This window comes from Pseudomonas asplenii, from assembly GCF_900105475.1.
Taxonomy (GTDB): domain Bacteria; phylum Pseudomonadota; class Gammaproteobacteria; order Pseudomonadales; family Pseudomonadaceae; genus Aquipseudomonas; species Aquipseudomonas asplenii.
This window is the reverse complement of sequence record NZ_LT629777.1, coordinates 5,288,099-5,302,330: the sequence shown is the minus strand read 5'-3', so window position 1 is coordinate 5,302,330 and position 14,232 is coordinate 5,288,099. Positions and strand designations below refer to the sequence as shown.

Below are 14,232 nucleotides of genomic sequence, written 5' to 3'. Positions count from 1 at the left end.
TGTCAGGTGGCAATGACCGGCCAACGTGGTCGGTCATTTGACTATAGGCCACGGCTCACAAGGGGCTGGGCGAACTGACGGAGTGTGCGCGCGGAATCAGAAGTCGACATCCGCCTGCCGGTTGTAGAGCGCCAGCAGCACATCGTAGCGATGACCCACGTTCCAGTAGTCGTCGCTCAGCACCTGGGGGGCGGCCCGGTTGCGCCAGTCCGTTGCCAGTTGTTCCAGGGCGGCCTGGTACTGTTGCGCCGGCGGCTCCAGTATCGACCACAGCTCGTGTGCCGGGCCGTTGCGGCGGTTGGCGGGCAGCGCGTTGCGATAGGCCTGAGCGGCGTCCCGGACCTGGCGCAGTCCGTCGGTGGCGCTGCCCAGCAAGGGCAGGTCGAGTTGCCGATTTTGCGCGGCAGTGTCCAGGCGGTTGATGGTCAGGCGGGCCTGCAGCATGTAGTTCAGCAGGTGCCAATGCATATCACGGCCCAGCTCCTGTTCCAGCTGTTTCAGCTGTCTGGGACGTAGCGCGAGATCAGCGGCCTCGAGTTCCTGGCGTAGAGCGTTGGAGTCCGCCAGGAAAGTCTGGAGGGTGCTCGCATACTGCTTGTCATTACGCATGAGCGCCTGCGTCTCTTCTGGCATGGTATCACGCTGCAATGCCTGGTAACGCTCCAGCATGTATTTGAGCGAGTGGGTATAACGCTCCACTGCGTCAGTGATCTGTCGTGTCCCCTGGACCTGGCCGGCCTTGAAGCCGATGTCTGTCTTGCAGAAGTCGTGCAGGATCGCACTGGGGTCATGGCGTTGCAGATAAGGGAAATCGTCATGCTGGCTGACTGCCTGGTGGGTACGGTCGAGTCGCCAGGGGACGTCCATGACGTTGATGCATTTGATCAGAGGGCGCAGAGCATTGGCTTCGGCGACTTCTTCGTTGCTGTGGCGGTCGAGCCAGAGACCGAAGCGACTCTGTTGCTGTTCGGTGCCGAACAGCATGTAGATGGCTGTTATGAGCAACACGCCAAAGGTCAGGAACCAGCGCTGGTCCATCAGTGAGTCTCCCTGCCGTACCATTGCTGTTGTGTCGCCGGTAGGCGGCATTCCTCGACGCTGGCGGGCATCCGGCTGCATAGGCGCTCGGGCCAGGGTTGCAGGCCATGGTTGCGACTGGCGATGGTCAAGCTGTGGGCGGCGTACAGTCCAAGGGTGCTCAGCGTCACGCTCAGCATCATGCCCCAGGCCAACCACCAGGAAGTCGGGTAGGCCGAAGCCAGCCTTGGCCAGGCACGTTTTTTCGTCAACCGGTCGGCCCACCCAAAACTCAGCATGGTTCCAACGTAGGCCATTAGTGAGGGGGCGCCCAACCAGACGCCAATAACCGCCGCGATCAGCCAACAGGGCAACAGATCGCGTAATAGCAGGGGACTGGGGCTGCGTGGGCTCAGTCTTGGCGACAGATAGGGGCTCAGGCGCCTATCGAGTGGCCAGAGGCTGTCGGCCATGCCGGGCCAGAACCACAGCAACATGCCGGTCAGGCCACTGAGGAGGAGCGACCAGAGGGCTATGGCATTGGCTGTCTCGTTCAGTCCGTTACCCGGCAGCAGATGGTGGTGCATGGCCGCCACGCCGGATGCGAGCATCACGGCGGCAAAGCTTAGCCAGCCATTATCCTGGGATTTCAGGTCTTGCCAGAAAAACGGATTGTTCTCCGGCATCCTGCTTAGCAGTCGCGGATGTTTGTCCCTTATCGACTGCGCCAGGTGTTCGCAGAATCTCCAGTCGTCCGGTCGCATGCGTTGGGCGAAGATCTGCCGTTGCAACAGGGGGATGTCGGCGAACAGTAGGTAGGCTGCTCGGTTTTCAGGTGTGTTCAGTGGCAGTTCGAGGCGTTGTTGCTGGTAGTAGAGGAAATTCTCGCTACGGTTACGTTCGAGCAATTGTGTCCAGTAGGGTTCCGGGCACTTGGAGACATAGTCCGTCATACTCCAGTTATTGAGTTTGCAGACGGACTTAAACAATTTCGCCGACCAGAACGGACTGTTCAGCAGCAGTCGGGCCAGTAGCTCATTGAGCTGTTCCCAGCCTGTCCGGCTCTTGAGCCAGTCGAGTTGTTCCAGGTTGTAGTATTCGCGCCAGAACCCTTCGATATCACCCAGGGCGAGCAGGTGGGCGAGGGATTCCTCAAGGCTACTGAACAGCCGCTGATGCAGTTCGAGTGTCGCGCTGTTAGGCAGGTTGCCGCGTTGCGACTGGCTCAGCCATTGAAAATGCTCCAGGCCCCAGCGGGTCAGGGCCTGGAAGTCGTGCTCGGTCTTGAGGCAAAGGAGCAACAGCTGTTCCTCGAACTCTGCCTGGCACCAGGCTTGTTCCGCCTCGGCAAAACGCTCGTCGAGCAGTTGTGGGGTGATTCCTTCAAGCAGCCTGGTGGCTGTGCGCTGGGCCGCAGAGGGCCCCGTGTCGCGTGGTTGGAGGCCGGTTTCCGTGTTATAGAGCGTGATCTCGGCTGCGGGTGCCGTCTCCTCTGTAGCGTTTTGCCGCATCGAGTCGCTCCAGTTCAGCGCATGCTCATAGGCTTCACGCAGTCGTTGGAAACCCTCCGGATCATCGTCCGGGCGCGTTCGTTTGAGCAGTGTGGCGTACTGGCGCTTGATACTGCGGGTATCGGCGTCAGAGGGTAGGCCGAGGATTTCCCAACAACTCATCGACACACTCCTGGCTCTGTGCTCGGTGCCGCTACCAAAACCATGCCGACAAGACTCCCTGAGAGGCTGTTCCATTATTGGCGGCCGATGATAGCAAAGCGCTGTTATTCGCGCTGCAACAGGCTTTATCGGCGCAGCAGGCTGGCTTTTTGCTCGGCGCTCCCTAAGATGGCCGTCAAAGGATCAGCGCAGGGCTCGGGCGACGGACAATGTCGGACAAAGACACCATCTCCATTCATCTGGTGCGCGAGGCACTGCTGCAGAGTTGTGCCGCTGGCGCGGCCACCGATGAGGTGCTGAACAAGGTCGGGATCGCCCCGCACCTGCTGCAGCGGCCCGAGGCCCGGGTGCCGGCCAGCGACTATGCACGCCTGTGGCGCTTGCTTGCGTTGCGCAACGACGACGAGTTCTTCGGCATGGACCCGCGCAAGCTGCGGGCTGGCAGTTTTGCCTACCTGTGTCGGGCGGGCATGGCGCAGCCGACGGTGAGAGCCGGGCTGGAAGCGGTGCTGGAATTTCTCTCGCTGATTTTCGAGCGCCTGCCAGCGCAACTGGTGACCCAGCAGAGCCTGGCGGAAATCGTCCTGGCTGAGCCGGAAGGCGAGGCGGGGCGGCCGTTCACCTATTTCACCTACTGGATGATTGTCCACGGCGTGGCCTGCTGGCTGGCCGGGCGGCGCATTCCGATCCTGGCCATCGAGTTGCGTTGCGCCGAGCCGGATTACTGTGACGACTACCGGGTGATGTTTTCCGAGAACCTGCGCTTTGCCCGGCCACGGACACGGATGATCCTCGCTGCCGATTGCCTGGATCTGCCGATCAAGCGCAGCGCTGAGGAACTGCAGCGTTTTCTCGGGCATGCGCCGGCCAATATCCTGGTCAAGTACCGCGACGCCCAGAGTTTCTCCAGTCGGATCCGGCATGACCTGCGGCAACTGCCGGCCCAGCAGTGGCCGGAAACCGAAGGCCTGGCCTTGCAGTTGTGCATGTCGGCCTCGACCCTGCGCCGCCGGCTGGCGGAGGAAGGGCAGACCTACCAGGCCCTCAAGGACAGCGTGCGCAAAGAGCTGGCAATCGCCTGGCTGGCCGAGCCGACGATCAGCTTCATCGAGATCGCCACGCGCTTGGGGTTTGCCGATCTCAGTTCGTTCTACAAGGCCTTTCGCAAATGGTCGGGCTCCAATCCGGGGCATTATCGCAGCCTGATTCTCAACGAGGCCCAATAACTCCCTGTGGGAGCCGGCTTGCTGGCGATCCGCCGCAGGCCGCCATCCAATGAAATCTGCGTTTCGGACGGGCCGCTATCGTCAGCAAACCGGTTCCCACAGGGGCCAGTGGCGTGGTGCTTGTTCCAGTCCATCATTGGCCAAACCAGTCAATCAGGTTGAAGGCTTTGACCATTGTCCCAAGTCCCTGACGGGGCGACTATTTCCTCGGTTTTTCTACGGTTTCCTCTAATAACAAGACCGGGAGATTGATGGGATGCGTGACTATTTGACTGCCACCGAAGATTTCAATTATCAGCACGTGGCCGACACAAGCCTGAAAGGGACCCTCGCTGCGCTCAATGCCTGTGTCGAATGTTGTGACCGGTACGCCTTGCCGGGCCGGATCGCCCTGTTCTGGGAGGGGCGCGACGGTAGCAGCGCCACCCATACCTTCAGCCAGTTGCAGGAGCAGGCCGCACGCTTCGCCAATTTCCTGCTGGCCCAGGGCGTGGGACGTGGCGACAAGGTCGCCGGACTGTTGCCGCGTAATGCCGAACTGCTGGTAACACTGTTCGCCACCTGGCGTATCGGCGCGGTGTATCAGCCGCTGTTCACCGCATTCGGGCCCAAGGCCATCGAGCACCGGCTGAACAGCTCCAAGGCCAAGGTGGTGGTCACCGATGCCGCCAACCGCAGCAAGCTCAGCGAAGTGGCTGACTGCCCAACCATCGTCACGGTCGCCGGTGCCAAGGGGCAGGGCATCGTTCGCGGGGATTTCAGTTTCTGGGCCGAGCTGGATAATTTTCCGGCCACGTGCGAGCCGGTGATGCTCAGCGGCGAAGAACCGTTCCTGCTGATGTTTACCTCGGGTACCACTGGCCCCGCCAAGCCTCTGGAAGTACCACTCAAGGCGATCATCGCGTTCCAGAGCTACACCCGCGACGCAGTCGACCTGCGTCCCGAAGATGCTTTCTGGAACGTCGCCGATCCGGGCTGGGCCTACGGACTCTACTTTGGTATCACCGGGCCGTTGGGCCTGGGCCACCCGATCACCTTCTACGATGGTCCGTTCACCGTGGAGAGCACCTGCCGGGTGATCGAGAAATACGGCATTACCAACCTGGCCGGCTCACCTACTGCCTACCGCCTGCTGATCGCTGCTGGCGAAGCCTTTGCCAGTCGGATCCGGGGGCGTCTGCGGGCGGTCAGCAGTGCCGGCGAGCCCCTGAACCCGGAGGTGATCCGCTGGTTTGCGGAACACCTCGATGTCACGATTCTGGATCACTACGGCCAGACCGAGCTGGGCATGGTCCTGTGCAACCACCACGGTCTGCAGCATCCGGTGCATGTCGGTTCGGCGGGATTTGCCTCGCCCGGCCATCGCATCGTGGTGCTCGATGACAATCACCAGGAACTGGGCGTGGGCCAACCGGGGATTCTTGCCCTGGACCGCTCCCAGTCACCGATGTGCTGGTTCAACGGCTACAAGGGCTTCGAGACCAAGGCATTCGTCGGCCCGTACTACCTCAGTGGTGACACGGTGGAGTTGAGCGCCGACGGTAGCATCAGCTTCGTTGGCCGCAGCGATGATGTGATCACCACCTCGGGCTACCGGGTTGGCCCGTTCGATGTCGAGAGTGCATTGGTCGAGCATCCGGCGGTGGTGGAGGCAGCGGTGGTCGGCAAGCCCGATCCGGAGCGCACCGAATTGGTAAAGGCGTTCGTGGTACTCAATGCACAGTACCGCGCCGAACCGCAGTTGGCCGAAGAGCTGCGCCTGCATGTGCGCAAGCGCCTGGCAGCTCACGCCTACCCACGGGAAATCGAATTCGTCGACGAGTTGCCCAAGACCCCGAGCGGCAAATTGCAGCGTTTCATCCTGCGCAACCAGGAGATCGCCAAGGCCCAGTCGGGGGCCTGACATGACTCTGTAGAAGCCGGGCTTGTCGGAGCGCCGAACCGCCGCGAATGGTGCCTTGAGGTTGAAAGAGCTTCGCGGGCAAGCCCGGCTCCTACAAGGTAAACCGCTCCAACAGAGATCACCCCAGGGCAGAGATGCATCCAGAATTGAAGTGCGAACGAAGGACAGAACAATGAACATACAAGACAAGGTTTTCCTGGTCAGCGGCGGCGCCTCCGGCCTCGGTGCTGCCACCGCTGAAATGCTGGTGACCGCTGGCGCACGGGTGATGCTGGTGGACCTCAATGCCGAGGCCGTCGCGGCCCAGGCCCGGAAACTCGGCGCCAATGCCCACAGCGTGGTCGCCGACATCACCCAGCAGGACCAGGCGCAACGCGCCGTAGAGGCCGCGGTGAGCGCCTTCGGCGGCCTGCATGGGCTGGTCAACTGCGCCGGCATCGTGCGTGGCGAGAAGATCCTCGGCAAGAACGGGCCGCACCTGCTGGACAGTTTCAGCCAGGTGATCAACGTCAACCTGATCGGTAGCTTCAACCTGATGCGCCTGGCTGCTGCGGCCATGGCCGAGACCGAGGCGGATGCCGCTGGCGAGCGCGGGGTGATCATCAACACCGCTTCGGTCGCCGCCTATGACGGCCAGATCGGTCAGGCCGCCTATGCCGCTTCCAAAGGGGCAATCGTCAGCCTGACCCTGCCGGCCGCCCGTGAACTGGCGCGCTTCGGTATCCGCGTGATGACCATCGCCCCGGGTCTCTTCGAAACCCCGATGATGGCCGGCATGACCCCGGAAGTCCGCGCCTCGCTGTCGGCGGGCGTACCGTTTCCGCCACGGCTGGGCAAACCGTCCGAATACGCTGGACTGGTACGGCACATCATTGAAAACAGCATGCTCAACGGTGAGGTGATCCGTCTCGACGGTGCCTTGCGTATGGCGGCCAAGTAGGAGCAATACCCATGACTATCCAGGACCCCGTGGTCATTGTCAGCGCCGTACGCACGCCCATGGGCGGCTTCCAGGGCGACCTCAAGAGCCTGACCGCTCCGCAGTTGGGTGCCGCTTCGATCCGCGCGGCGGTCGAGCGCGCCGGTGTGGCGGTAGATGTGGTGGACGAAGTGCTGTTCGGCTGTGTGCTCCCCGCAGGTCTCGGCCAGGCGCCGGCCCGCCAGGCGGCACTGGGTGCCGGGCTGGACAAGGGCACCCGTTGCACCACCCTGAACAAGATGTGCGGCTCCGGCATGGAGGCGACCATTCTCGCCCATGACCGGCTGTTGGCCGGTAGCGCCGAGGTGGTGGTGGCTGGCGGCATGGAAAGCATGTCCAACGCCCCGTACCTGCTGGACCGGGCTCGCAGCGGCTATCGCATGGGCCACGGCCAGGTACTCGACCACATGTTCCTCGATGGCCTGGAAGATGCCTATGACAAGGGCCGGCTGATGGGCACCTTTGCCGAAGACTGCGCCGAGAACCACGGCTTCAGTCGCGAGGCTCAGGACGCCTTTGCCGTCGCCTCCCTGACCCGCGCGCAACAGGCGATCAGCGAAGGCCGTTTCCGCGACGAGATCGTGCCGTTGCAGGTCACGGTCGGCAAGGAGCAGCGCTTGATCAGCGATGATGAACAGCCCCCGAAGGCCAGGCTGGACAAGATCGCCTCGCTGAAACCGGCGTTTCGCCAGGGCGGTACGGTCACTGCGGCCAACTCCAGCTCGATTTCCGATGGCGCGGCGGCGCTGGTGCTGATGCGCCGCTCCGAAGCCGAGAAGCGCGGCCTCAAGGCGCTGGCGGTGATCCACGGGCATGCGGCGTTCGCCGACACCCCGGGCCTGTTCCCGGTGGCGCCGGTGGGCGCGATCCACAAGCTGCTGAAGAAAACCGGCTGGTCCCTGGACCAGGTCGACCGTTTCGAAATCAACGAGGCGTTCGCGGTGGTCACGCTGGTGACCATGGACAAGCTGCAGATTCCCCATGAGAAGGTCAACGTCAATGGCGGTGCCTGCGCCCTGGGGCATCCGATCGGTGCATCCGGCGCGCGGATCCTGGTGACATTACTGTCGGCGCTGCGCCAGCAGAACCTCAAGCGCGGTATCGCGGCGATCTGCATCGGCGGTGGCGAAGCCACGGCGATCGCGGTCGAGTGCCTGTAAGGAGTTTCCATGCTACCGAACCAAGAGCAACAACAGATCAGCGAGGCGGCCCGGGACTTTGCCCAGGAGCGCCTGAAACCCTTCGCCGCCGAGTGGGATCGCGAGCACCGCTTCCCCCGGGAGGCCATTGGCGAAATGGCCGAGTTGGGCTTCTTCGGCATGCTGGTGCCGGAAGAGTGGGGCGGTTGTGATACGGGCTATCTGGCTTACGCCATGGCCCTGGAGGAAATCGCTGCCGGTGACGGCGCCTGTTCGACCATCATGAGCGTGCACAACTCGGTGGGCTGTGTACCGATCCTCAACTTTGGCAACGATGAGCAAAAAGCCCGTTTCCTGCCGGCGCTGGCCAGTGGGCAGATGCTCGGCGCCTTCGCCCTGACCGAACCCCAGGCCGGTTCCGATGCCAGCGGCCTGAAGACCCGCGCCCGGCTCGAAGGCGACCACTACGTGCTCAACGGCTGCAAGCAGTTCATCACCTCCGGGCAGAATGCCGGGGTGGTGATCGTCTTTGCCGTGACCGACCCGAGCGCCGGCAAGCGCGGTATCAGCGCGTTCATCGTGCCGACCGATTCGCCGGGTTACCAGGTCGCGCGGGTCGAGGACAAGCTCGGCCAACATGCTTCCGACACCTGCCAGATCCTCTTCGAGGACGTAAAAGTGCCGCTGGCCAACCGCCTGGGCGAAGAGGGCGAGGGCTACCGTATCGCCCTGGCTAACCTGGAGGGCGGTCGGGTCGGCATTGCCGCGCAATCGGTCGGTATGGCCCGGGCGGCGTTCGAGGCGGCCCGCGACTATGCCCGTGAGCGGCAGAGTTTCGGCAAGGCGCTGATCGAGCATCAGGCCGTGGCGTTCCGCCTGGCGGACATGGCAACCCAGATCGCCGTGGCGCGGCAAATGGTGCACTACGCCGCAGCCCTGCGTGACAGCGGTAAGCCGGCGCTGGTGGAGGCCTCTATGGCCAAGTTGTTCGCCTCGGAAATGGCCGAAAAGGTCTGCTCCTCGGCGTTGCAAACCCTCGGCGGCTATGGCTATCTGAACGACTTCCCGCTGGAGCGGATCTACCGCGATGTGCGGGTCTGTCAGATCTACGAAGGCACCAGCGACATTCAGCGCATGGTCATTTCGCGCAACCTGTGAGCAAGGATATCAACGATGAGCTACGAAACCATTCTGCTGGACATCAAGGGCCGTGTCGGCCTGATCACCCTCAACCGCCCACAGGCGCTCAATGCCCTCAACGCACAGATCGTCAGTGAGCTGAACCAGGCGCTGGATCGCCTGGAGGCCGATCCGCAGATCGGCTGTATCGTCCTGACCGGTTCGAAGAAGGCCTTTGCCGCCGGTGCCGATATCAAGGAAATGGCCGAGCTGACCTATCCGAAAATCTACCTCGACGACCTGTTCAGCGACAGCGACCGGGTAGCCAACCGGCGTAAACCGATCATTGCTGCCGTCGCCGGCTTTGCCCTGGGTGGCGGCTGCGAGCTGGCGCTGATGTGCGATTTCATTCTGGCGGGTGATAACGCCAAGTTCGGTCAGCCGGAGATCAACCTCGGCGTATTGCCGGGCATGGGTGGTACCCAGCGCCTGACCCGCGCGGTGGGCAAGGCCAAGGCCATGGATCTGTGCCTGACCGGGCGCTTTATCGATGCAGTGGAGGCCGAGCGTTGTGGCCTGGTCGCACGGATCGTGCCGGTCGATGAGTTGCTCGACGAGGCGTTGAAGGCGGCGGCGGTGATTGCCGGCAAGTCGATTCCCATCAGCATGATGATCAAGGAAAGCGTCAACCGCGCGTTCGAGGTCAGCCTGTCCGAGGGTGTGCGTTTCGAGCGTCGGGTATTCCACGCGGCGTTTGCCACCGAGGATCAGAAAGAGGGGATGGCGGCGTTTGTAGCCAAGCGTGAGGCGCAGTTCAAGGATCGTTGAATCCGGCTGGATTTTGTGGCTACTGATACACCGCTATCGCCAGCAAGCCGGCTCCCACAACGTATTGCGCCGAACCATTCACTGGTGAACGGCGCAATACCTGCAGGAGCCGGCTTGCTGGCGATGCTTTCAGGGCATTACACCAGGTAGTGCCTTAGTTCCCGGGCAATCAGCATTCGCTGAATCTCGCTCGAGCCTTCATAGATCTGCGTGATCCGCGCATCCCGGTAGTAACGCTCCACCGGATAATCTTCCAGGTACCCATACCCGCCATGGATCTGCATCGCCGAGGAGCAGACCTTTTCGGCCATTTCCGAGGCGAACAGCTTGGCCTGTGAAGCCTCCGACAGGCAGGGCTGGCCCGCACTGCGCAGGCGCGCGGCGTGGAGGATCAGCAGTCGGGTGGCGTTGATCCGGGTGTGCATGTCGGCCAGCAGGTTGGCGATGCTCTGGTGCTCGATGATCGGCTTGTCGAACTGCACGCGCTCGCGGGCATAGGCCAGCGCCGCGTCGAAGGCGGCCCGGGCGATGCCCAGTGCCTGGGCGGCGATACCGATGCGCCCACCCTCGAGGTTCGACAGGGCAATCGCCAGGCCCTTGCCGCGCTCGCCCAGCAGATTGGCCTCGGGTACCGTGCACTGGTTCAGGGTGACGGCGCAGGTGTCGGATGCGCGGATGCCCATCTTGTGCTCGGTGCGGTCGACGATGAACCCCGGGGTGTCGGTGGGCACCAGAAACGCCGAGAGGCCTTTCTTGCCCAGTTCCGGGTCGGTCACGGCAAAGACGATCGCCAGGCTGGCGCGCTTGCCGTTGCTGACGAATTGCTTGGCGCCGTTGATCACCCACTGGCCGTCCTTGAGTTCGGCCCGGGTGCGCAGGTTGTGCGCCTCGGAGCCGGCTTGCGGTTCGGTCAGGCAGAAGCAGCCGATGGCTTCGCCAGTGGCGAGTTTCGGCAGCCAGGTCTCCTTCTGCGCCTGGGAGCCGTAGTTGAGGATCGGCCCGCAGCCCACCGAGTTGTGAATACTCATCAACGCACCGGTGGCGCCATCACCGGCAGAGATCTCTTCCACCGCCAGGGCATAGGCCACATAGTCGACATAGGTGCCGCCCCATTCTTCCGGGACCACCATGCCCAGCAGGCCCAGTTCACCCATCTTGCGGACCAGGCCGTCATCGATCCAGCCGGCTTTTTCCCAGGCCTGGGCATGGGGCGCGATCTCGCCACGGGCGAAGTCCCGGGCCATGTCGCGGATCATTACTTGCTCTTCGCTCAGTTCGATGTCGTGCATGGTTTCAATCTTCGCTCGTGTCGAGACCGTGGAAAAAACGCGCGACCCGCTCGGTGCTCAGCGCCTGCAGGGTCGGTGGGTTCCAGTGAGGGGTCTTGTCCTTGTCGATCAGCAGGGCACGGACGCCCTCCATCAGGTCGCCGTGTTCGAACCACTGGCGGTCCAGGTGCAACTCCATGGCAAAGCAGTCTTCCAGGCTCAGGTGGCGACCGCGACGCAGCATTTCCAGGGTCACGGCCATTCCCAGGGGAGAGCGGGTCTCCAGCAGGCTGGCGACGTCCCTGGCCCACTCGTGGCTGTCGGCAACGCTCACCTCGCGCATCTGCTCGATGATGCTGGGCACATCGGGCAGGGCAAAGAAGTGGTCGATGGCCGGACGCAGCTTGTCCAGCGGCGCATCGGGCAGTGTTTGAACGGCGAGTTTGGCCAGCAGGCTCTGCAGGTCCTTGAGCGGGGTGTCGTGCCATTCCATCTGATCGAGACGCTGGTCCAGCAGAGCCAGCTTGTCGCTGTGCAGGTACCAGTCGGCAAGGCCACAGTAGAGCGCATCGGCGGCCCGGATCTGATCGCCGCTCACCCCCAGGTACAGGCCGATCTCGCCGGGAATGCGGGGCAGGAAGTAACTGCCGCCGACATCCGGGAAGTAGCCGATGCCGACTTCCGGCATCCCCAATCGGCTGCGCTCGGTGACCACCCGCAGGTCGGCGCCTTGCACCAGGCCCATGCCCCCACCGAGAACATACCCGTCCATCAGTGCCAGCACCGGCTTGCGGTAGTGGTGGATGCAGAGGTCGAGGGCGTATTCCTCGACGAAGAAGTCCTCGTGCAGCCGGTCGCCGCTCTTGTAGCTGTCGTACAGCGAGCGGATATCACCGCCAGCGCAGAAGGCACGATTGCCGGCGCCGCGCAGGGTCACGGCGTGGATTTGCGGATCGTCGGCCCAGGCATCGAGCTGGCGTTGCAGCAGGCGGACCATGTCCAGGGTCAGGGCATTGAGGCCGGCGGGGCGGTTGAGGGTAAGGTGACCGATATTATTGCGCACCTGCGCCAGTACATCGGCCGAGGTGTCGTCAAGATCCGTGGCAGCGGCGGGTGAAACCTGAGCAGTCATGACTGACTCCCTGCTTTTATTGTCTTTTTAGATGCGTTCGCAAGCGAACGGTGGTTGATCGTATCAGTGCAAATTTGCCGTGTACAACCCGGATAACTGCAAGTCTTGTCTGCATTTTTGCTTGCATGAACAGGCCTCGGGATAGTCTGGCTCAAGGTGTCGGGGTTGCAAGTCCGATCTGGCGTTTCGTCATCGTTTCCAGGGGTTGCGAATCCGGTTCGTATTGCGCGGACTCGGTGCTAAAGTCGCTTCTTTTTTCGAGCAGGGAACGGTCATGCGGATGTTAATCGGGGCGGTGGCGGCAGTGGCATTGGCGGGGTGCATGGGCCCCGGCATGAATCAGAGCCGCAGCACCGGGCCGACCAAGAGCTTCACCTCGACCAAGGCCGACAATGTCGTCGCCCAGTGCATCCAGTTCTCCTGGCAGGACGAAAAGGTCTTCGACGTCGATGCCGCCGCCTACCTGCAACCGGGCTACAAGGGTGGCTCGACCGTTTACACCCGCGGTTCCGAGTACTTCGTCGATGTCCGCCGCGAGGCCGAGGGCACGGTGGTCGACTACTACGCGACGGTGATCAAACCGATCGGTACCAGACGGCTGGCGGCGGTTGCTACCTGTCTCTGATTGTTCAGCTGTAGGCCTGGGTATGCAGCACGTCTGCAACCCACTGGTTGATGCTCTTGTGGGCCAACTCCGCCTTGACGGCTATCGAGGCATGAAGCTCTGGCGCCAGGCGTAGGCTGAGTTTCCCCGAATAGGGTTTTTGAGGGGATCGGCCCAGCTTCGCGCAGGTTTCAAGATAGTCATCAACTGCCTCTTCGAATGCAGCTTTCAGCTCCTTGACCGATTCACCATGGAAACCTACGACATCTCGAATACCGGCGATATGGCCTACGAACAGCTCGTCTTCGGCGCTGAACTCGATGCGAGCAGCGTAGTTTTTGTAATTCATCACATTCATGGTGTGACTCCGACTTGCTCCAGAAAGGCCCGGGCATCGCGAACCTGGTAAGGCTTGGCCTCTTTATCCGGATGTGGCCTATGAAACGTCACAACCACGTCGTTCAACTCGAAACGTACTCGTGACCCCTTGCCTTCGATAACGTTTGCTCCGACGGCGATGAGCAGGCTTTCGATACGGGCCCATTCAAGCGTATAGGGAACCGGCCTCGAAAAGATGGCTCTCAGCGTACTTGGCTGCTTGTTATTCATGGTATTAAAAAATGATATCAGTTTGAAGGAGGGAAAACTGATTTTCGATTGGAAGAAATCAACCGGCAACGATGATTACGTCACCAGTTGAGTCAGGTGCCCATCACCGAGTGGCACTCGCCAACGCACCTTTCACCGCTCCCAGGGCAATGCCTTGCATCAGCAGCCGATGCCCCTGGGGCGCCAGACCCGCGTCGTCGGTCCAGGCCGGCAGGTTGTTGAGCAGGCACAGGAAGGTGCGTACGGTGGTTCGGGCCAGGGATTCGTCAAGGGACAGGCCCAGTGGCGTGAGCAGCTTGACCAGGTGGCTTTCGTAACGGCGGCGCAATTCCAGTACTGCCGTCTGCTGTGAGTCGTCCAGGCAATGGAATTCATGCTCCGCGACGCGGAAGAAATCGGCCTTGTCGCGGTGCAGGTCCAGGTGAGCGCCGATCAATGCATCCAGGCGTTTTTCCGCTGAACGCGAGGCCCGCGCCGCCGGCGTGGCGACGATGTCGAGCAGGTCCAGATACAGGCTTTCGATCAGCTCGAACAGCAGTGCCTGCTTGCTCTCGATATGGTTGTAGATCGACCCCGGCTGGATGCCCAGGTGCGCCGCCAGTTCCCGCAGACCGACCTGGGCGAACCCGCGCCGGGCAAACAGAGCCACGGCTTTCGTGCGGGTTTCCAGATGGCGTGAAGGCTTCTGCTCCGGCGCCTGCGGCGTAATGATGAGGGCTGCCCGGGCCATGGCTG

14 protein-coding genes are annotated in these 14,232 nt (G+C 62.3%); 7 read left to right on the top strand and 7 right to left on the bottom strand.

Annotation, left to right across the window (positions count from 1 at the left end):
- Nucleotides 1-96: 96 nt before the first annotated feature.
- Both BLU37_RS23485 and BLU37_RS23480 read right to left on the bottom strand, forming a co-directional pair.
- A complete protein-coding gene (locus BLU37_RS23485) occupies nt 97-1,038 on the bottom strand; it encodes a DUF3829 domain-containing protein (RefSeq protein WP_157696407.1) in 942 nt (313 codons plus the stop codon).
- On the bottom strand, nt 1,038-2,690 hold the full coding sequence (locus BLU37_RS23480; protein WP_090209430.1) for a J domain-containing protein: 1,653 nt from the start codon (nt 2,688-2,690) through the stop codon (nt 1,038-1,040). The genes BLU37_RS23485 and BLU37_RS23480 overlap by 1 nt, the downstream gene beginning before the upstream one ends.
- A gap of 209 nt (nt 2,691-2,899) precedes the next feature.
- On the opposite strand from BLU37_RS23480, the gene BLU37_RS23475 reads away from it, so the two are divergent.
- From BLU37_RS23475 to BLU37_RS23450, 6 genes are all read left to right on the top strand, one after another.
- Nucleotides 2,900-3,916, top strand: coding sequence for an AraC family transcriptional regulator (locus tag BLU37_RS23475; RefSeq protein ID WP_010450925.1), 1,017 nt, complete (start codon nt 2,900-2,902; stop codon nt 3,914-3,916).
- 256 nt (nt 3,917-4,172) lie between these two features.
- Nucleotides 4,173-5,819, top strand: coding sequence for an AMP-binding protein (locus BLU37_RS23470; RefSeq protein ID WP_090209427.1), 1,647 nt, complete (start codon nt 4,173-4,175; stop codon nt 5,817-5,819).
- Between the two features lie 172 nt (nt 5,820-5,991).
- Complete coding sequence (locus BLU37_RS23465) at nt 5,992-6,759, top strand: SDR family NAD(P)-dependent oxidoreductase (protein WP_090209425.1); 768 nt, start codon at nt 5,992-5,994, stop codon at nt 6,757-6,759.
- Nucleotides 6,760-6,770: 11 nt separating this feature from the next.
- Nucleotides 6,771-7,958, top strand: coding sequence for an acetyl-CoA C-acyltransferase (locus tag BLU37_RS23460; protein ID WP_090209422.1), 1,188 nt, complete (start codon nt 6,771-6,773; stop codon nt 7,956-7,958).
- 9 nt (nt 7,959-7,967) lie between these two features.
- The gene (locus tag BLU37_RS23455; protein WP_019363437.1) at nt 7,968-9,095 is read left to right on the top strand and encodes an acyl-CoA dehydrogenase; all 1,128 of its coding nucleotides are present in this window, start codon (nt 7,968-7,970) and stop codon (nt 9,093-9,095) included.
- A gap of 15 nt (nt 9,096-9,110) precedes the next feature.
- Nucleotides 9,111-9,884 (top strand): enoyl-CoA hydratase, encoded by a 774-nt coding sequence (locus BLU37_RS23450; RefSeq protein WP_090209419.1) that lies wholly within the window; start codon nt 9,111-9,113, stop codon nt 9,882-9,884.
- Between the two features lie 137 nt (nt 9,885-10,021).
- On the opposite strand, the gene BLU37_RS23445 is transcribed toward BLU37_RS23450, so the two are convergent.
- Together BLU37_RS23445 and BLU37_RS23440 are read right to left on the bottom strand one after the other, a co-directional pair.
- Complete coding sequence (locus BLU37_RS23445; RefSeq protein ID WP_019363438.1) at nt 10,022-11,173, bottom strand: acyl-CoA dehydrogenase family protein; 1,152 nt, start codon at nt 11,171-11,173, stop codon at nt 10,022-10,024.
- 4 nt (nt 11,174-11,177) lie between these two features.
- Nucleotides 11,178-12,284, bottom strand: a complete 1,107-nt coding sequence (locus BLU37_RS23440) for an enoyl-CoA hydratase/isomerase family protein (protein WP_090209417.1) — start codon at nt 12,282-12,284, stop codon at nt 11,178-11,180.
- 274 nt (nt 12,285-12,558) lie between these two features.
- On the opposite strand from BLU37_RS23440, the gene BLU37_RS23435 reads away from it, so the two are divergent.
- Nucleotides 12,559-12,909, top strand: a complete 351-nt coding sequence (locus tag BLU37_RS23435) for a hypothetical protein (RefSeq protein ID WP_172833050.1) — start codon at nt 12,559-12,561, stop codon at nt 12,907-12,909.
- A gap of 4 nt (nt 12,910-12,913) precedes the next feature.
- Here the strand turns inward: BLU37_RS23435 and BLU37_RS23430 are convergent, their stop codons facing one another.
- The 3 genes from BLU37_RS23430 to BLU37_RS23420 form a co-directional block, all read right to left on the bottom strand.
- Complete coding sequence (locus tag BLU37_RS23430; protein ID WP_090209412.1) at nt 12,914-13,246, bottom strand: type II toxin-antitoxin system HicB family antitoxin; 333 nt, start codon at nt 13,244-13,246, stop codon at nt 12,914-12,916.
- On the bottom strand, nt 13,243-13,497 hold the full coding sequence (locus tag BLU37_RS23425) for a type II toxin-antitoxin system HicA family toxin (RefSeq protein WP_090209409.1): 255 nt from the start codon (nt 13,495-13,497) through the stop codon (nt 13,243-13,245). The genes BLU37_RS23430 and BLU37_RS23425 overlap by 4 nt, the downstream gene beginning before the upstream one ends.
- A gap of 103 nt (nt 13,498-13,600) precedes the next feature.
- Nucleotides 13,601-14,227, bottom strand: coding sequence for a TetR/AcrR family transcriptional regulator (locus tag BLU37_RS23420; protein WP_090209406.1), 627 nt, complete (start codon nt 14,225-14,227; stop codon nt 13,601-13,603).
- Nucleotides 14,228-14,232 lie beyond the last annotated feature (5 nt).